We start from the raw sequence: 18,532 nt of genomic DNA on the forward strand, positions 1-18,532 counted from the left end.
GGCAACGCGAAGGCGCCGTGCTCGTGTTCCCGTGGTGCTGGGGGAACTCGGTCACGGCGCCTTGTCGTTGGGCTGGGGTCGGGTTGGTGGCGTGGGCCGGGTCAGCGGCCGCTGCCTCCGTCGGCGTTGGGACCGGTGTAGTCCTCGCCGTAGGCGCCCTTGGCGGGGCGACGGCGGCGCATGGGCGGCTCGACGCCGTCGGCGAGGCGGCGGGCGGTGAGCAGGAAGCCGGTGTGGCCGATCATCCGGTGGTCCGGGCGGACGGCCAGGCCTTCCACGTGCCAGTTGCGGATCATCGACTCCCAGGAGGTGGGCTCGTTGAAGGAGCCGATCTCCCGGATGGACTCGACGGTCCGGGCGAGCTGGGTGGTGGTCGCGACGTAGCAGCACAGGATGCCGCCGGGCACCAGGGCCTTGGACACGGCCTCCAGGCACTCCCAGGGGGCGAGCATGTCGAGGATGACGCGGTCGACGTCGGTGTCGGACAGGTTGTCCTGAAGGTCGCCGACGGTGAGCTGCCAGGCGGGGTGCGGACCGCCGAAGTAGCGCTCCACGTTCTGCTGGGCGATCTCGGCGAAGTCCTCGCGGCGCTCGTAGGAGTGCAGCATGCCCTGGTCGCCGATGGCGCGCAGCAGAAAGCTGCTGAGCGAGCCGGAGCCGACGCCGGCCTCGACGACGCGTGCGCCGGGGAAGATGTCGGCGAAGGCGAGGATCTGTCCCGCGTCCTTCGGGTAGACGACGGCTGCCCCGCGGGGCATGGAGAGGACGTAGTCGGGGAGCAGGGGGCGCAGCGCGAGGTAGGCGACGTTCCCGGTGGTGCGGACAACGCTGCCCTCGGGTGCGCCGATCAGCTCGTCGTGCGGGAAGGAACCCTTGTGGGTGTGGAAGTTCTTTCCCTCTTCGAGCGTGAACGTGTAGTGGCGGCCCTTGGGGTCGGTCAGCTGAACCTGGTCCCCGACCTTGAAGGGCCCGCGCCTGCGGGCGGCACCGGTCGGTTCGGACATGTGAGCAGCCTACCGGCGTTTGGCGGGGCCGCCGACCATCGGGGGCGTGCGCAGCGGCTCGGGAGGGCGGTGGTCAGCTGGGGCGGGCCATGGCCCTGACGAAGGCGCGTTCGACGTCGGCGGCGGAGAGCACGCCGAAGATCTCTCCGGTCTCCTCGACGACGAGGTATTCGGTGGCGGGGGTGGCGCGCAGGACGTCGAGGAGGTCCTCGCCGGCGAGTTCGGCGGAGACGCGCATGCCGTCGTTGAGGTCCTGGGCGAGGCCGCTGACGGCGACCCAGGGGCGGCGGTGTTCGGGGACGCCGACGATCGCGGACTCCCGGACGAGGGAGAGCGGTTCGCCGTTGGCGTCGACGACGACGAGGGCGCGGGCGCCGGCGTCGTTGGCGCGGCGCAGCGCTTCGGACAGGGGGGTGTGGGTCTCCACGGGGACGGCACGCCGGGTGAGGGTGCGGGCGCGCAGTTCGGGGAGGTGTTCGCGCAGTCGGGCCATGCGCAGGCTGTTGCCGGCGCCGGTCCAGATGATCGCGGCGAGGATGGCGGCGAGGAGCGCGTCGGTGACGGTGTCCATGCCGACGCTGTCCTCTGCGCTGGAGCCGAGGGCGCCGGACTGGGTGAGCAGGGGGAGGCCGATGAGGACGGAGACGGCGAGCGCGCGGCCGACCCAGGCGGCGGCGACGGTGCCGCTCATCGGCCTGCCGGTGATCTTCCAGACGACGGCGCGGAGCATGCGGCCGCCGTCGAGGGGCAGGCCGGGCAGCAGGTTGAAGATCGCCACGATGAGGTTGGAGATCATCAGGCCGGCGACCAGGACGCCGGGGACCGTGCCGGGTTCGACGGCGTTCATGGCGAGGTAGAACACGCCGGCCAGGGCGAGGGAGAGGAGGGGGCCGACGAAGGCGAGCCAGAACTCGCGGCCCGGCGTCTCGGCTTCCTTCTCGATCTCGGAGACGCCGCCGAAGAACTGGAGCTGGATGCGGCGGACGGGGAGTTTGAAGCGGAGCGCGGCGACGGTGTGGGCGAGTTCGTGGATGAGGACGGAGGCGTAGAAGGCGACCGCGAAGAAGAGGGAGACGAGGTAGCGGGCGGCGCCGAGTTCGGGGAGGACGCGGTCGAGCTGGCCGCCGAAGACCCAGGTGATGAGGGCGGCCACGAGGAACCAGCTGGGGGCGACGTAGACGGGCACGCCGAAGGGGCGGCCCATGAGGATGCCGCCGCGGGGCTGCTCCGGGGGGCGGTGGGGCGGGGGGCCCTTGGTGAGGGCGGGGGGTGTGGGTCGCTCGGCTCCGGCTCCGGCTCCGGCTCCGGCTCCGGCTCCGGCTCCGGCTCCGGTGGATCCTGTTCCGGCGGGGTGGTGGCCGTCGTGGGCGCCGGTCTCGTCGGGGTGGGCCTCAGCGGTTGCGGAGTCGTCGGTTCGGGCCGCTTGCGTTCCAGCCGCTTCGGTTCCGGCCGCTTCGGTTCCGGCCTTGCCCGCTGCGGGCCCGTCGTCGTCCGCCGTGCCGTCGTCGACCGTGCCGCCGGTCCGGTCCGGTCCGTGCTGACCGGTGTCGGACTCGTCGTCTGCGGCGGGGGCGGGGGTCGGTTCGGGGGCGGGGCTGACGTCGTGCGGGGCCGGCTGCTGCCGGTGGGCGTCCGTGGGGTCGGCGGCCCGGGGCTCGCCGGGCTGGACGTCGGTGGCCGCGGACGCAGGTGTCGCGGGGTGCTCGGCCGACTGTTCGTTGTCCGGCCGCGGCCGCCCGCTCCCGCCGCTTTCCACCACGGTGTCCCCTCGATCGAAGCGTCTCCCGCCCGCGCCGGGCGTGAGGGTGTGTGACCGATGGTATGCGGCGGTCGTGAGGTGTTCCGCTCGGCGCCCCCCGCGTTTCCCCGCTTGTGGGTGACTGTCGGTGGCGGGCCGTATGGTCTGTGGTCATGGAGAGCAGCAGCGAGGGCGTCGCCCGGGCGGGCGACGGGGGTGTGGTGGAGGAGCCGTCGCGCGCGGAGGCGGCCGGGTCCGAGGGGGCGGCGCCGGGGGTCGTCGCGGTGGCGCCGGCGTCGCTGTCGCCGTCGCGCGCCGGTGATTTCATGCAGTGCCCGCTGCTGTACCGGTTCAGGGTGATCGACCGGCTGCCGGAGAAGCCGAGTCCGGCGGCGACGAAGGGGACGCTGGTGCACGCCGTCCTCGAGCGGTTGTTCGACGCGCCGGCGGCGGAGCGGACGGCGGCGGGGGCGAAGTCGCTGATCCCGGGACAGTGGGACCGGCTGCGGGAGACGCGGCCGGAGGTGGTGGAGCTGTTCGCCGACGATCCGGAGGGAGAGCGGCTCGCCGGCTGGCTGGCGGAGGCGGAGCAGCTGGTCGAGCGCTGGTTCACGCTGGAGGACCCGACGCGGCTGGAGCCCGCGGAGCGGGAGCTGTTCGTGGAGACGGAGCTGGACTCGGGTCTGCGGCTGCGCGGGATCATCGACCGGGTCGACGTGGCGCCGACGGGCGAGGTGCGGATCGTCGACTACAAGACGGGCAAGGCCCCGCGGCCGGAGTACGCCGAGGGCGCGCTGTTCCAGATGAAGTTCTACGCGCTGGTCGTGTGGCGGTTGAAGAACGTGGTCCCGCGGCGGCTGCAGCTGGTGTACCTGGGCAGCGGGGACGTGCTGACGTACGACCCGGTCGTTGCGGATCTGGAGCGCGTCGAGCGCAAGCTGCTCGCGTTGTGGGAGGCGATCCGGCAGGCGACGCGGACCGGCGAGTGGCGGCCCCGGCCGACGAAGCTGTGCGGCTGGTGCGATCACCGGGCGCACTGTCCGGAGTTCGGCGGCACTCCTCCGCCGTATCCGCTGCCGGTGACACCGGAGACGCCGGCGCCAGTGAGGGCGGCGGCGTCCGAGGACGGGGCGCAGGGCAGAATGGGGCCGGGCTAGAGAAGGAGATCTACGTGGCCATCCGCGTCCTACTGGTCGACGACCAGCCGCTGTTGCGCACGGGCTTCCGGATGATTCTGGAGGCCGAGCAGGACATCGCGGTCGTCGGCGAGGCCGGAGACGGCCTGCAGGCCATCGACCAGGTGCGGGCGTTGCAGCCCGATGTGGTGCTGATGGACATCCGCATGCCGCGGATGGACGGGGTGGAGGCGACCCGGCAGATCACCGGCCCGGGGCGGGACGGTCCGGCGAAGGTGCTGGTGCTGACCACGTTCGATCTGGACGAGTACGTGGTGGAGGCGCTGCGGGCGGGGGCCAGCGGGTTCCTGCTGAAGGACGCCCCGGCCAACGAGCTGGTGCAGGCGATCCGGGTGGTGGCGTCCGGTGAGGCCATGCTGGCGCCGAGTATCACGCGGCGGCTGCTGGACAAGTACGCCACGCATCTGCCGTCGGGCGAGGAGCCGGTGCCGGACACGCTGCACACGCTGACCGACCGGGAGGTGGAGGTGCTGAAGCTGGTGGCGCGGGGGTTGTCCAACGCCGAGATCGCCGCCGATCTGTTCGTCAGCGAGACCACGGTGAAGACGCATGTCGGGCATGTGCTGACGAAGCTGGGGCTGCGCGACCGGGTGCAGGCCGCGGTGTACGCGTACGAGAGCGGTCTGGTGCGTCCGGGCGCCCAGTAGGCGAGCGGCTCGCGCGGGTCCCCGGCGTACGGGCCCGGCGACGCGGCCACGGTACGACGACGAAGGGCGCCCCCCGTCCGGCGGGGGGCGCCCTTCGCTGTCGTCCGCGGACCCGTCGGGCGGGCCGTCGTCGGTGGATCAGCTCTTGGATCAGCTCTTGCTGAGTTCCCAGAAGCGGAACACGGTGGAGGCGTCGAGGCAGTTCTCCAGGCCGTAGACGTTGTCGCCGGCGACGGCGTACTGCTTGCCCTGCCAGACGGGCAGGACGGGCACCTGCGCGGCGACGATGTTCTGCAGCCTGCCGTAGTCGGCGTCGGTGGCGCTGCGGTCGCTCTGTGCGGCGGTGCGCGGGATGAGCGTCTCGGTGATCGTCTTGTCGGTGTAGTGGTTGCTCAGCACGTTGCCCTCCCCGAAGAAGGGCGAGGTGAAGTTGTCGGCGTCCGGGTAGTCGGGCACCCAGCCCTTGACGTAGACGCCGTACTTGCCGGCGGTGACGTCCTTCTCGTACTGGGCGAAGGCGACGGACTTGACGTCGGCGTCGAACAGGCCGCTGGCGTTGAGCTGGGCCGCGACGGCCTTGAGTTCCTGGTCGGTGGCCGGGCCGTAGCGGGACGGGGTGGACCAGAGGGTGAGCCGCACCTTGTCGGTGATGCCGTCCGCGGCGAGGGCGGCGGCGGCCTTGGCCCGGGAGGGACGGGCGCCGTAGCGGTCGAAGAACGCGGTGTTGTGGCCCGCGATGCCGGCCGGGACGATCGAGTAGAGCGGGTCGGCGGTGCCCTGGTAGACGTTCTTGATGAGCGCTTCGCGGTCGATGAGTTGGGCGATGGCCCGTCGTACGCCGAGCTTTCCGGCGACCGGGTCGTCCATGTTGAAGACGAGGTGCTGGACTTCGGCGCTGCTGCCCTCGACGACTTCGGCGCCCGCGTCGGCGCTCTGCTGGATGTCGGCGATGTCCGCGGCGGTCAGGCCCCGGTAGGCGATGTCGACGTCGCCGTCGAGCAGGGCCTGCTTGAGGGCCTTCTGGTCACCGGCGAAGAACTTGAGGGTGACGCCGGTGTTCTGGGCTTCGGAGGCGGTGCCCCGGTAGTGGTCGTTGACGGAGAAGACGGCTTCGTCGTCGCTGAAGGAGTCGAGCCTGTAGGGGCCGGAGCCGACCGCTTCGCCGTCCTCGCGCAGGCCGTCGGCGTCGTACTGCCGGTGGTCGACGATGGAGCCGGCGCCCGAGGCGATCTTGCTGGGGAAGGTGGCGTCGGGGGCCTTGAGCTTGAAGACGACGGTCTCGGCGTCGGGCGTCTCGACCGCGGCGAGCGTGGCGAACATGACCGCCGGGCCGGCGTCGTCGTTGATCTTCAGCATGCGGTCGAAGGAGAACTTCACGTCCTCCGAGGTGAGCGCGTCGCCGTTGCTGAACTTGAGGTCGTCCTTCAGCGTGCAGCTGTAGACCTGGGTCCGCGTGTCGTTGAACCGGCACTCGCGGGCGGCGTCGGGCTCGGGTTCCGTGCCGCCCTTGGGGAAGCTCAGCAATGACTGGAAGACGTTGTTGAACAGCAGCCAGGAGCCGGGGTCGTAGCCGGAGGCCGGGTCGGTGGCCAGCACCTCGTCGGACATGCCGAGGACCACCGCGGAGCCGTCGCCCCCCGGTCCCCCGCCCTGGGTGCCGCATCCGGTCAACAGGCCGGAGGCCAGCCCCGCCATGATCGGCAGGACCGGCCACTGGTTGCGCAGGTTCACGTATCGCCTTGTCGTCGTGTTGTCGTCACACCGAAGCCGCGGTCCGGGCCCCGGGCCGTGAAGGGGCTCTCGTCAGCCGGACGCGCCGCGGCCGAGCTCCCACAGCTGCAGGGTCGCGGAGGAGTTGAGCGCGTACGCGGTGCCCGTGACGTCGTTGTTGGCGGCGACGTACTGCTTGCCCTGCCACAGCGGCAGGATCGGGACGTCCTTGGCGACGATGTCCTGGATCTCCGTCAGGCTCTTGGTGGCGCTCTGGCGGTCGGCCTCGCGGCGGGAGGACGGGATCAGCGTGTCGATGATGTCGCTGTTGCTGTACGGCGACTTGAGGAAGTTGTCCTTGTCGAGGAACGGGGCGACGAAGTTGTCGGCGTCGGGGAAGTCGGGGAACCAGCCCATGCCGTAGACCGCGTACTCGCCCTTGCGCTCGGCCGGGACGAAGGTCTCCCAGGCGGTGCCCTTGATGGACACGTCGAACAGGCCGCTGTCGTTGAGCTGCTTCTGCAGCACCTCGAACTCCTGCTTGGTGGCCGGACCGTAGTGGTCGGTCGTGTAGTTCAGCGTCAGCTTCACCGGCTTGGTGACGTCCGCGTCGGCCAGCAGGGCCTTGGCCTTGGCCACGTTGGGCTGGCCGTAGGTGTTGACGAACGAGTTGGAGTGGCCGGTGAGGCTGGCCGGGACGAGCGAGTAGAGGGGCTCGGCCTGGGAGCCGTAGACCTTCGACACCAGCTCGTTGCGGTTGATGATCTGGGCCATGGCCTGGCGGACGGCCTTGGACTTCACGGCCGGGTCCGTGGTGTCGAACGCGAGGTAGCGGATCTCCAGGCCGTTCAGTTCGACCAGGTCGATGTCTCCGCCGGCGGGCGCCTCGGAGAGCTTCTTGATCTGCTCCGGCGACATGGTGCGGGTCATGAGGTCGATGTCGCCCTTCTCGAGGGCGGCGCCCATGGCGTCGGCGTCCTTGTAGGACACCATGTCGACCTCGTCGTTGTTCACCTTGAGCGTCCCCTTGTAGTGGGGGTTCCTGGTGAACACGGCCTTCGTCATCTCGTCGCCGTCGGTGTCGGCCTTGAGGACGTAGGGGCCGGATCCGTCGACCGCGAAACCGTCGCGCAGCTTTCCCTTGTCGTAGTCGTCGGGGTTGACGATGCCGGCGACCGGGGTCGACAGCTTGAAGGGGAAGGTGGCGTCGGCGGTCTTGAGGTGGAAGATGACTTCGTTGTCGCCCTGCGTTTCGACGGTGTCGATGGTGGACAGCAGGGCGAACACGCCGGAGTCGGCCTTGATGGCGCGGGCGCGGTCGATGGAGAACTTGACGTCCTTCGCCGTGATGTCGTCGCCGTTGGCGAACTGCAGGCCGCTGCGCAGCTTGCAGGCGTAGCGCTCGTTGCCGGTGTCGGTGAAGCCGCAGCTCTGGGCCGCCTCCGGGACGGGCTCGCCCTCGCCCTTGGGCTGGATCATCAGGGTCTGCACGGTCTGGCGCAGGATGTTCCAGGTGCCGACGTCGTAGGAGTACGCCGGGTCGAGCGGGGCCGGGGCCTCCTTGGTGGCGGTGAACCGGTCGGTGGTGCCCACGACGATGGCGTCGCCGCCGCCGCTCCCGCTGTCGGACCCTCCGCAGGCGGCGAGCACGGGCGCGAGCAGACTGACCACGGCCGGCAGCACCAAAGTCTTGCGGTTCATGCTCGAGTTTCTCCAGAGCTGTCGGTCCGTGTACCCGGCATGCAGGGGTGGTGCTGCCGATCACGGGGGTAGGCGATGTTCTCGCAACGAGATTAGTGCGCGTCGGCAGGAGGGTTCGCAGGCACCGGAGTTGAAAGCCCATCACGCAGCGAAACCGGCTGCGGACGCACTGAACAGCCGTCCGGGGAAGGATTCGTACAGCCGCTTACCAATCGGGACACAAGGACTCCTCCGGATGCCCCCGGCGAGGCCGGGATGCATACGGAGAGTCATCTGTCGAGCCCTCGACGGGTGGGGAACGTCACAGCGGGAGGGGGTTCGGGGCGGGGCGGAATTCGACGCCCGCGGAAGGGTCGATGAAGATCGGAATTCGACGCCGCGCGCATCCGTCGAATTCCTGGTTATCGGCGGTGCACGCTGGGTGAAGGCCGCTGCATTTCCGTCATCGGCCGATCACGAATGGTCGTCGCCTTGATCAGTTGAGCGGCATCAGACCGCGCAGAAAAGACAGGTCGACCTGTTCCAGCGAGGGGACGACGGTGCGCCGTGACGCGGGGGCGATCGGCGCCACGGAGGGCACCGCGACCACGTGGCAGCCCGCGGCCTCCGCCGAGGCGACGCCGGTCGCGGTGTCCTCGACGACCGCGCATCGCGTGGGGTCCACGCCGAGTCCGGCCGCGGCCAGCAGATAGGGGTCCGGGTGCGGCTTGGTGTGGGCGACCTCGTCCCCGGCCACGCTGAGGCGGAAGTGCTCGACGCCGAGCGAGGCGATGACGCGGTCGATGATGCGCCGGTGGGAGGCGGAGACGAGGGCGGTGGGCACCTCGTGCTCGGTCAGCTCGGCGAGCAGCCGGGCCGCTCCCGGCATCAGGGGCAGGGCGCGGGTGATGCGGTCCTCGAATCCGTCGTTGAGCAGGACGGTGAGCTCGCCGACGGTGACGTCGGCCCCGGTCGCCTCGATCAGGAACTGGGCGCTGCGGCTCATCGGGCCGCCGACCACGACGTGCCGCCAGGAGTCGTCGAGGGCGTGGCCGAGCGAGGCGAAGATCTCGACCTCGACGTCCCACCAGAAGCCCTCGGTGTCCACCAGGGTGCCGTCCATGTCGAGGAGCACGGCCTGCAGGGCGGAGCCCTCGGCCGTGCGGGTCACTGGCGCGGGAACCGTACTGGTCATCCGCGTACCTCCTTGAGGGACGAGCAGGCCGGTTCCCGCTGTGGGGAACCGGCCTGCAGTGGACCGACCAGTGTACGACTTATCGGATCAGTGTGCCGGGCGGCGCGCTCGCGTCACCGGGCGTTGAAGTACTTCGCCTCGGGGTGGTGGATCACGATGGCGTCCGTGGACTGCTCGGGGTGGAGCTGGAACTCCTCCGACAGGTGGACGCCGATCCGCTCGGGCTGGAGCAGCTCGGCGATCTTGGCGCGGTCCTCCAGCTCGGGGCAGGCGCCGTAGCCGAGGGAGAAGCGGGCGCCGCGGTACTTCAGGGCGAACATGTCCTCGACGTCGGCCGGGTCCTCGCCGCCGAAGCCGAGTTCCGCGCGCACGCGTGCGTGCCAGTACTCGGCGAGGGCCTCGGCCAGCTGCACGGACAGTCCGTGCAGCTCGAGGTAGTCGCGGTAGGAGTTCGACGCGAAGAGCTTGGCCGTCTCCTCGCCGATGCGCGAGCCGACGGTGACGACCTGGAGGCCGACCACGTCGGTCTCCCCCGACTCCTCCGGGCGGAAGAAGTCGGCGAGGCAGAGCCGGCGGCCGCGGCGCTGGCGGGGGAAGGTGAAGCGGGTCCGCTCGTTGCCCCGTTCGTCCAGGATGATCAGGTCGTCGTCCTTGGAGACGCAGGGGAAGTAGCCGTAGACGACCGCGGCCTCGAGGAGGTTCTCGGTCTGCAGCTTGTCCAGCAGGCCGCGCAGCCGGGGCCGGCCCTCGCTCTCGACGAGTTCCTCGTAGGTCGGCCCGTCGCCGGTGCGGGCCTGCTTGAGACCCCACTGGCCCTTGAAGAGGGCGCCTTCGTCGAGCCAGGAGGCGTACTCCTTGAGCTGGATGCCCTTGATGACGCGGGTGCCCTCGAAGGGCGGCTTCGGCACGGGGTTGTCGGTGGCGACGTCGGATCGGACGTGGCCCTCCTCGGGCCGCTCCTCGACCTCGGCGGGGGCCGCGCTCGCGCGCACCCGGCGTTGCCTGAGTTCGGGCAGCTTGGCGCCGGGCACGCCCCGCTTGACGCCGATCAGGGCGTCCATGAGGCGCAGGCCCTCGAAGGCGTCGCGGGCGTAGCGGACCTCGCCCTCGTAGATCTCGTGCAGGTCCTGCTCGACGTAGGCCCGGGTCAGGGCGGCGCCGCCGAGGATGACCGGGTAGTCGGCGGCGAGTCCGCGCTGGTTGAGCTCCTCCAGGTTCTCCTTCATGATCACCGTGGACTTCACCAGCAGGCCGGACATCCCGATGACGTCGGCGCGGTGCTCGGCGGCGGCGTCCAGGATCGCGGAGACCGGCTGCTTGATGCCGAGGTTGACGACGTTGTAGCCGTTGTTGGACAGGATGATGTCGACGAGGTTCTTGCCGATGTCGTGGACGTCGCCGCGGACGGTGGCGAGCACGATGGTGCCCTTGCCCTCGTCGTCGGACTTCTCCATGTGCGGTTCGAGATGGGCGACGGCCGCCTTCATGACCTCGGCGGACTGCAGCACGAACGGCAGCTGCATCTGGCCGGAGCCGAACAGCTCGCCGACGACCTTCATGCCGTCCAGGAGGGTCTCGTTGACGATGTCGAGGGCGGGCCGGCTCTGCAGCGCCTCGTCGAGGTCGGCCTCCAGGCCGTTGCGCTCGCCGTCGATGATGCGCCGCTTGAGGCGCTCCTCCAGGGGGAGCGCGGCCAGTTCCTCGGCCCGGCCGGCCTTGAGGGACTTGGCGGTGGCGCCCTCGAAGAGCTGCATGAGCTTCTGGAGGGGGTCGTAGCCCTCGGCGCGCCGGTCGTGGATCAGGTCGAGGGCGGTGCGCACCTCCTCCTCGCTGAAGCGGGCGATGGGCAGGATCTTCGAGGCGTGGACGATCGCGGAGTCCAGGCCCGCCTTGACGCACTCGTCGAGGAAGACGGAGTTCAGCAGGATGCGGGCGGCCGGGTTGAGGCCGAAGGAGATGTTCGACAGTCCCAGGGTGGTCTGCACGTCGGGGTGACGGCGCTTGAGCTCGCGGATCGCCTCGATGGTGGCGACGCCGTCGCCCCGGGACTCCTCCTGGCCGGTGCAGATGGTGAAGGTCAGGGTGTCGATGAGGATGTCCGACTCGAGGATGCCCCAGTTCGTGGTGAGGTCCTCGATCAGCCGCTCGGCGATCTCGACCTTCTTCTCGGGGGTGCGGGCCTGGCCCTCCTCGTCGATGGTCAGCGCGATCAGGGCGGCGCCGTGCTCCTGGGCGAGCTTGGTGACCTTGGCGAACCGGGACTCGGGGCCGTCGCCGTCCTCGTAGTTGACGGAGTTGATGACCGCGCGGCCGCCGAGCTTCTCCAGACCGGCCCGGATGACGTCGACCTCGGTGGAGTCCAGGACGATCGGCAGGGTGGAGGCGGTGGCGAAGCGGCCGGCGAGTTCCTCCATGTCGGCGACGCCGTCGCGGCCGACGTAGTCCACGCACAGGTCCAGCAGGTGCGCGCCCTCGCGGATCTGCTCGCGGGCCATCTCCACGCAGTCGTCCCAGCGGCCGGCCAGCATGGCCTCGCGGAACTTCTTGGATCCGTTGGCGTTGGTGCGTTCGCCGATCGCGAGGTAGGAGGTGTCCTGGCGGAAGGGCACCGTCTGGTAGAGGGACGCGGCGCCGGGCTCGGGGCGGGGGCTGCGCTCGACGGGCTCGAGGCCGCGGACGCGTTCGACGACCTGGCGCAGGTGCTCGGGGGTGGTTCCGCAGCAGCCGCCGATGAGGTTGAGCCCGTAGTCGCGGACGAAGTTCTCCTGGGCGTCGGCCAGGCCTTCGGCGTCGAGCGGGAAGTGGGCGCCGTCCTTGGTGAGGATCGGCAGTCCGGCGTTCGGCATGCACAGCAGGGGGGTGCGGGAGTGCCGGGCGAGGTAGCGCAGGTGCTCGCTCATCTCGGCGGGGCCCGTGGAGCAGTTCAGGCCGATCATGTCGATGCCGAGCGGCTCCAGCGCGGTGAGCGCGGCGCCGATCTCGGAGCCGAGCAGCATGGTGCCGGTCGTCTCGAACGCCATGGACACCAGCAGGGGCACGTCGGCGCCGGTCGCCTCCATCGCACGCCTGGCGCCCAGGATCGACGACTTGGTCTGGAGGAGGTCCTGGGTGGTCTCGACGATCAGGGCGTCGGCGCCGCCGGCGAGCAGGCCCTCGGCGTTGGCCTGGAAGCCGTCGCGCAGGGCGCCGTAGCCGATGTGGCCGAGGGTGGGCAGCTTGGTGCCGGGGCCGATGGAGCCGAGGACCCAGCGGGTGCGTCCGTCGCGGGCGGCGAAGGCGTCGGCGGTCTCGCGGGCGATGCGGGCGCCGGCCTCGGACAGCTCGTGCACCCGCTCGGGGATGTCGTACTCGGCCATGGCGGAGTGGTTCGCGCCGAAGGTGTTGGTCTCGACGCAGTCCACGCCGGCGGCGAAGTACTCCTCGTGCACGGAGCGCACGATGTCGGGCCGGGTGACGTTGAGGACCTCGTTGCAGCCCTCGAGGTCCTGGAAGTCCTCCAGGGTGGGCTCCTGGGCCTGGAGCATGGTGCCCATGGCTCCGTCGGCCACCACCACGCGGGTGGCCAGGGCCTCTCGGAGCGCGGACACACGGGTCCGGCTGTCGGCGGAAGGGGTCGGCGGCACAGAGGCCATGAAAGGGCTCCCTCGGATGCGACGGCTGTCGGCTTTGCGTCACCTCGGGATGCGTGGAGCACGGGCGTCCCGATGAGCGCGCACGCCGTCAGGGTAGCCGGGACGGAGGCCTTATGGTCAGGGCGTCCACGGGGCGGACGGGTGTGGCGGCCTGGCGGAGGCCCGGTCACGGCGGGTCGGACGGGCGCCACGGCCGTGCGACGGCCTTGCTGCTTCCGGGGGACGCCCGGCGGAACACGTGTCGACCGACCATTGGCGGGAGGTCGGCATGGACCGGTAGTGTTCGACATTGCCGAACGGCGGCAGTGGATGCCGCCCCTAGGCGGTCCGATGGGGACGGAGGCGGGAGGGCGATGGCGCGGAACATCCAGTCGGTCGAGCGTGCGGCCGCGATGCTGCGGCTGCTCGCGGGCGGCGAGCGGCGGCTGGGCCTGTCGGACATCGCCTCGTCCACGGGCCTGGCCAAGGGCACCGCCCACGGCATCCTGCGCACCCTGCAGCAGGAGGGCTTCGTCGAGCAGGACGACGTCTCCGGGCGCTATCAGCTGGGCGCCGAGCTGCTGCGCCTGGGCACCACCTACCTGGACGTGCACGAGCTGCGCGCGCGTGCCCTGGTCTGGACGGACGACCTCGCGCGGTCCAGCGGCGAGAGCGTGCACCTGGGGGTGCTGCACCAACAGGGCGTGCTGATCGTGCACCACGTCTTCCGGCCGGACGACAGCCGGCAGGTGCTGGAGATCGGGGCCATGCAGCCGCTGCACTCCACGGCTCTCGGCAAGGTGCTGTCGGCCTACGACCCGGTCGCGCACAGCGAGGCCCTGGAGGCCGAGCGCAAGCCCTACACGGACCGCACCGTGTGCGAGGCGGAGGCGTTCGAGCACATCCTCGACATGACCCGCGCGCGCGGGTACGCGGCGGACGTCGAGGAGACCTGGGAGGGCGTCGCCTCGATCGCGGCGCCCATCCACGACCGGCGGCGCATGCCCGTCGGCGCGGTCGGCGTCACGGGCGCCGTGGAGCGGCTGGTCCGGGACGGGGAGCTGCGCCCGGAGCTGATCGCCGCGGTGCGCGACTGCGCCCGCGCGGTCTCCAGGGACCTGGGCGGCGGGCGTTTCTGAGCCGCCGCGCGGCTGCCGATCCTGAGAACTGCGTAAGACCTGGCCGGGACGTCCGAAGGCGTTCCGGCCACTGCCATACCCTGCGAAAGCCGCCTGAAGCAGGCATCAGGGGCGAGTGTGTGCGCACCCACGCGAAGATCGATAACTCAGAGCGATCAATAACGATCGCGTTTTCGATAACGGCACTCTTGACGCACACGTAACCGCCGGGCAAGACTCCCGTCCATCGGTCGACATTGTCGAACACCTAACGGCAATACGCGCTAGAGTGTGACAACGCCAAAGGCCGGCATCGCTCTCACCCCCGAGGGCGCTCGAACCCCCGGCGGGACCCGGGGTTCGGCTTCCCTGGACGAAGGACAAAGGAGTCGCGGGTGTCCAGCTCCGACATCTTCATCGGCGAGACCATCGGTACCGCCATACTCATCCTGCTCGGCGGCGGCGTCTGCGCCGCCGTGACGCTGAAGGCCTCCAAGGCCCGCAACGCCGGCTGGCTCGCCATCACCTTCGGGTGGGGTTTCGCCGTTCTGACGGCTGTCTACACCTCGGCGCCGCTCTCCGGCGCCCACCTCAACCCGGCGGTCACCCTCGCACTCGCGATCAAGGACGACGACTGGAGCAACGTTCCGGTCTACTGGGCCGGGCAGCTCCTCGGCGCCGCCATCGGCGCCACCCTGGTCTGGGTCGCCTACTACGGCCAGTTCCACGCCCACCTCACCGACAAGGAGATCGTCGGCGGTCCGGGCGCGCAGTCGACCGAGGTCAAGGCCGTCGAGGCACAGGAGCAGGGCGCGGGCCCGGTCCTGGGCGTCTTCTCCACCGGCCCGGAGGTCCGCGTCGTCTGGCAGAACCTGGCCACGGAGATCATCGGCACCATCGTGCTGGTCCTCGCCGTCCTCACGCAGGGCCTCAACGACAAGGGCAACGGCCTGGGCACCCTGGGCGCCCTCGTCACCGCGCTCGTGGTCGTCTCCATCGGTCTGTCGCTCGGCGGTCCGACCGGGTACGCGATCAACCCGGCCCGCGACCTCGGCCCGCGCATCGTGCACGCCCTCCTGCCCCTGCCCAACAAGGGCGGCTCCGACTGGAGCTACGCCTGGATCCCGGTGGTCGGTCCGCTGATCGGCGGGGCGATCGCCGCAGGCATCTACAACGTCGCCTTTGCTTAAGAGCACCAGCTGCACCGCGTACTCGGCAGCGCCGTACAGACAGCCTCTTATCCACGGAAACCCCAGGAGCACTCAGTGACCGACGCGCACACCGCCGGCCCGTTCATCGCCGCCATCGACCAGGGCACCACCTCCTCGCGCTGCATCGTCTTCGACCGGGACGGCCGGATCGTCTCCGTCGACCAGAAGGAGCACGAGCAGATCTTCCCCAAGCCGGGCTGGGTCGAGCACGACGCCAACGAGATCTGGACCAACGTCCAGGAAGTCGTCGCCGGAGCCATCGAGAAGGCCGGCATCACCCGGGACGACATCAAGGCCATCGGCATCACCAACCAGCGTGAGACCACGCTGCTGTGGGACAAGAACACCGGTCAGCCCGTCCACAACGCCATCGTCTGGCAGGACACCCGCACCGACGCCCTGTGCCGCGAGCTCGGCCGCAACGTCGGCCAGGACCGCTTCCGCCGGGAGACGGGCCTGCCGCTGGCCTCGTACTTCGCCGGCCCCAAGGCCCGCTGGCTGCTCGACAACGTCGAGGGCCTGCGCGAGCGCGCCGAGGCGGGCGACATCCTCTTCGGCACCATGGACACCTGGGTCATCTGGAACCTGACCGGCGGCGTCGACGGCGGCAAGCACTACACCGACGTCACCAACGCCTCCCGCACCATGCTGATGAACCTCCACACGCTGGAGTGGGACGACAAGATCGCCGAGTCCATCGGCGTCCCGCTGGCGATGCTGCCCGAGATCCGCTCCTCCGCCGAGGTCTACGGCGAGGTCGCCGGCGGCAGGCTCGGCGAGCTGCTCGGCGGCATCCCGGTCGCCTCCGCGCTCGGCGACCAGCAGGCGGCCCTGTTCGGCCAGACCTGCTTCGCGGAGGGCGAGGCCAAGTCCACCTACGGCACCGGCACGTTCATGCTGCTGAACACCGGCGAGAAGATCATCAACTCGTACTCCGGGCTGCTGACCACCGTCGGCTACCGCATCGGCGACCAGAAGCCGGTGTACGCCCTCGAGGGCTCGATCGCCGTCACCGGTTCGCTGGTGCAGTGGATGCGCGACCAGATGGGCCTGATCTCCACCGCCGCCGAGATCGAGACGCTCGCGCTCTCCGTCGAGGACAACGGCGGCGCCTACTTCGTGCCGGCGTTCTCCGGACTGTTCGCCCCGTACTGGCGCTCCGACGCCCGCGGCGTGATCGCCGGCCTCACCCGGTACGTCACCAAGGCGCACCTCGCGCGCGCCGTCCTGGAGGCCACGGCCTGGCAGACCCGTGAGATCACCGACGCCATGACGAAGGACTCCGGCGTCGAGCTCGCGGCCCTCAAGGTCGACGGCGGCATGACCTCCAACAACCTGCTGATGCAGACCCTCTCGGACTTCCTGGACGCGCCCGTGGTGCGCCCGATGGTCGCCGAGACGACCTGCCTCGGCGCCGCCTACGCCGCCGGCCTCGCCGTCGGCTTCTGGACCAACACCGACGACCTGCGCGCCAACTGGCGACGGGCCGCCGAGTGGACCCCCCGCATGGACGCGGAGACCCGCGACCGTGAGTACAAGAGCTGGCTCAAGGCCGTCGAGCGGACCATGGGCTGGCTCGAGGACGAGGAGTAAGAACCCCACATGACCAGTCAGTCCACCCTGCAGTCCGTGCCTGCCCTGGGGACGCGCCCGGCGTCCGGCTCCAACCCGAGCCGCGCCGAGACCCGGGAGCAGCTCTCCAAGGCGTCGTACGACCTCCTCGTCATCGGCGGCGGCATCCTGGGCATCTCCACCGCCTGGCACGCCGCGCAGTCCGGCCTCAGGGTGGCCCTGGTCGACGCCGGCGACTTCGCCGGCGCCACCTCCTCCGCCTCCTCCAAGCTGCTCCACGGCGGTCTGCGCTACCTGCAGACCGGCGCGGTGAAGCTGGTGGCGGAGAACCACTTCGAGCGCCGTGCGGTCTCCCGCCAGGTGGCCCCCCACCTGGCGAACCCGCTCACGTTCTACCTCCCCGTGTACAAGGGCGGGCCGCACGGCGCGGCGAAGCTCGGGGCGGGCGTCTTCGCCTACTCCGCGCTGTCGGCGTTCGGCGACGGCGTCGGTCACCTCCTGTCGCCGGCGAAGGCCGCGCAGGACGTGCCCGAGCTGCGCACCGACAACCTGAAGGCCGTGGCCGTGTACGGCGACGACCAGATGAACGACGCGCGCATGGCGCTGATGACGGTCCGCGCGGCCGTCGAGGCGGGCGCGGTCGTCCTCAACCACGCCGAGGTGTCCGGCCTGCGCTTCACCAAGGGCCGGGTCACGGGCGCGGACCTGCGCGACCGGCTCTCCGGCGAAGAGTTCGGCGTCAACGCCCGGCTCGTGCTGAACGCGACCGGACCGTGGGTCGACCACCTGCGCAGGATGGAGGACCCGAACGCGGCGCCGTCCATCCGTCTCTCCAAGGGCGCCCACCTGGTGCTCAAGCGCACCGCCCCCTGGCGGGCCGCGCTCGCCACCCCCATCGACAAGTACCGCATCACCTTCGCCCTCCCCTGGGAGGACATGCTGCTGCTCGGCACCACCGACGAGGAGTTCGAGGGCGACCCGGCGGACGTCGCGGTGACCGAGAAGGACACCGCCCAGATACTCGACGAGGCCGCGTTCTCCATCCGCGACCAGCAGCTCGACCGCGATCTGATCACGTACGCCTTCGCCGGTCTGCGCGTGCTGCCGGGCGGCCCCGGCGACACCGCGAAGGCCAAGCGCGAGACCGTCGTCACCGAGGGCCGCGGCGGCATGCTGTCCGTCGCCGGCGGCAAGTGGACGACGTTCCGGCACATCGGCCGCACGGTCATGCAGAAGCTCGAGGCGCTGCCGGGCCACCCGCTGGGCGACGACTTCGAACCGATCTCCTCGCTGCCGAAGAAGCTGCCGCTGCCCGGCGTCGCCAACCCGCGCGCGGTCGCCCACCGGCTGCTGGTCGACAGCCCGGCGCCCGGCCCGCGCATGGCCGCCGACACGGCGAAGCACCTGGCGACCCACTACGGCTCGCTGGCCTTCGACATCGCGCGGCTGGCCAACGACAACCCCGAGCTGGGCGCGCGCGTCCACCCGGACGCCCCGGAGATCTGGGCGCAGGTCGTGTACGCCCGCGACAACGAGTGGGCCGAGACGGCGGACGACGTGCTGCGCCGCCGTACGACGCTGACGATCCGCGGTCTCGCCACGGACGAGGTCCGCGCGGGGGTGCAGGACCTGCTCGACAAGAAGTGACCTGCCCGACGCCGTGACGACCCTCCGCCGGCCCACCGCCCCGACCGGGGCCGGCGCCGGGGGACGGCCCTGCTCGTACCGGGGCCGGAACGGGGAAGGGGCGGCTCCCCACCCTTGGGGGGCGCCCCCACCCCAAACCTGGTGGCAGTACCCCCCTCGGGGCGACAAAATTCGCCTCGACAAACCAATTGTTAAACAACCAC

12 protein-coding genes are annotated in these 18,532 nt (G+C 70.7%); 6 read left to right on the plus strand and 6 right to left on the minus strand.

The features are described from left to right. Positions 1–101: 101 nt before the first annotated feature. Together ABT300_RS22235 and ABT300_RS22240 are read right to left on the minus strand one after the other, a co-directional pair. Complete coding sequence (locus ABT300_RS22235) at positions 102–1,004, minus strand: tRNA (adenine-N1)-methyltransferase (RefSeq protein ID WP_057614329.1); 903 nt, start codon at positions 1,002–1,004, stop codon at positions 102–104. A gap of 73 nt (positions 1,005–1,077) precedes the next feature. Continuing rightward, positions 1,078–2,763 carry a site-2 protease family protein gene (locus ABT300_RS22240; protein ID WP_351678423.1) on the minus strand — a complete coding sequence of 562 codons (1,686 nt, stop codon included), beginning with the start codon at positions 2,761–2,763 and terminating at the stop codon, positions 1,078–1,080. 152 nt (positions 2,764–2,915) lie between these two features. Between ABT300_RS22240 and ABT300_RS22245 the strand changes: the two genes are divergently transcribed. Together ABT300_RS22245 and ABT300_RS22250 are read left to right on the plus strand one after the other, a co-directional pair. After that, positions 2,916–3,899 carry a RecB family exonuclease gene (locus ABT300_RS22245; protein WP_351678425.1) on the plus strand — a complete coding sequence of 328 codons (984 nt, stop codon included), beginning with the start codon at positions 2,916–2,918 and terminating at the stop codon, positions 3,897–3,899. Positions 3,900–3,913: 14 nt separating this feature from the next. Then, on the plus strand, positions 3,914–4,585 hold the full coding sequence (locus ABT300_RS22250; RefSeq protein ID WP_107444863.1) for a response regulator: 672 nt from the start codon (positions 3,914–3,916) through the stop codon (positions 4,583–4,585). A 150-nt stretch (positions 4,586–4,735) separates the two neighbouring features. On the opposite strand, the gene ABT300_RS22255 is transcribed toward ABT300_RS22250, so the two are convergent. The 4 genes from ABT300_RS22255 to metH all read right to left on the minus strand — a co-directional run bounded on the left by ABT300_RS22255 (position 4,736) and on the right by metH (position 12,802). After that, on the minus strand, positions 4,736–6,316 hold the full coding sequence (locus ABT300_RS22255) for an ABC transporter substrate-binding protein (RefSeq protein ID WP_351678426.1): 1,581 nt from the start codon (positions 6,314–6,316) through the stop codon (positions 4,736–4,738). A gap of 72 nt (positions 6,317–6,388) precedes the next feature. Beyond that, a complete protein-coding gene (locus tag ABT300_RS22260; protein WP_351678429.1) occupies positions 6,389–7,996 on the minus strand; it encodes an ABC transporter substrate-binding protein in 1,608 nt (535 codons plus the stop codon). Between the two features lie 475 nt (positions 7,997–8,471). Then, entirely contained in the window at positions 8,472–9,170 is a 699-nt protein-coding gene (locus tag ABT300_RS22265; protein WP_351678432.1) for an HAD family hydrolase, read from the minus strand. Positions 9,171–9,283: 113 nt separating this feature from the next. After that, the gene (gene metH / locus ABT300_RS22270; RefSeq protein ID WP_351678434.1) at positions 9,284–12,802 is read right to left on the minus strand and encodes a methionine synthase; all 3,519 of its coding nucleotides are present in this window, start codon (positions 12,800–12,802) and stop codon (positions 9,284–9,286) included. Positions 12,803–13,155: 353 nt separating this feature from the next. Here metH and ABT300_RS22275 point away from each other — a divergent pair, with 353 nt between their 5' ends. From ABT300_RS22275 to ABT300_RS22290, 4 genes are all read left to right on the plus strand, one after another. Beyond that, entirely contained in the window at positions 13,156–13,920 is a 765-nt protein-coding gene (locus tag ABT300_RS22275; RefSeq protein ID WP_351678436.1) for an IclR family transcriptional regulator, read from the plus strand. 374 nt (positions 13,921–14,294) lie between these two features. Continuing rightward, positions 14,295–15,089 carry an MIP/aquaporin family protein gene (locus ABT300_RS22280; RefSeq protein ID WP_351678438.1) on the plus strand — a complete coding sequence of 265 codons (795 nt, stop codon included), beginning with the start codon at positions 14,295–14,297 and terminating at the stop codon, positions 15,087–15,089. Positions 15,090–15,164: 75 nt separating this feature from the next. Further along, positions 15,165–16,703: a glycerol kinase GlpK gene (gene glpK / locus ABT300_RS22285; RefSeq protein WP_351678440.1), complete on the plus strand. Its 1,539-nt coding sequence runs from the start codon at positions 15,165–15,167 to the stop codon at positions 16,701–16,703. Positions 16,704–16,712: 9 nt separating this feature from the next. Beyond that, positions 16,713–18,329, plus strand: coding sequence for a glycerol-3-phosphate dehydrogenase/oxidase (locus ABT300_RS22290; protein WP_351678442.1), 1,617 nt, complete (start codon positions 16,713–16,715; stop codon positions 18,327–18,329). Positions 18,330–18,532: the final 203 nt, after the last annotated feature.

The sequence above is a fragment of the Streptomyces sp. NPDC001027 genome, assembly GCF_040299045.1.
Taxonomy (GTDB): Bacteria; Actinomycetota; Actinomycetes; order Streptomycetales; family Streptomycetaceae; genus Streptomyces.

Excerpts from the sequence above, each read along its gene's own strand:
- ABT300_RS22235 (WP_057614329.1), bottom strand. The coding sequence starts at position 1,004 with ATGTCCGAACCGACCGGTGCCGCCCGCAGGCGCGGGCCCTTCAAGGTC.
- ABT300_RS22290 (WP_351678442.1), top strand. The coding sequence starts at position 16,713 with ATGACCAGTCAGTCCACCCTGCAGTCCGTGCCTGCCCTGGGGACGCGC.
- ABT300_RS22260 (WP_351678429.1), bottom strand. The coding sequence starts at position 7,996 with ATGAACCGCAAGACTTTGGTGCTGCCGGCCGTGGTCAGTCTGCTCGCG.
- ABT300_RS22265 (WP_351678432.1), bottom strand. The coding sequence starts at position 9,170 with ATGACCAGTACGGTTCCCGCGCCAGTGACCCGCACGGCCGAGGGCTCC.
- metH (WP_351678434.1), bottom strand. The coding sequence starts at position 12,802 with ATGGCCTCTGTGCCGCCGACCCCTTCCGCCGACAGCCGGACCCGTGTG.
- ABT300_RS22245 (WP_351678425.1), top strand. The coding sequence starts at position 2,916 with ATGGAGAGCAGCAGCGAGGGCGTCGCCCGGGCGGGCGACGGGGGTGTG.
- ABT300_RS22275 (WP_351678436.1), top strand. The coding sequence starts at position 13,156 with ATGGCGCGGAACATCCAGTCGGTCGAGCGTGCGGCCGCGATGCTGCGG.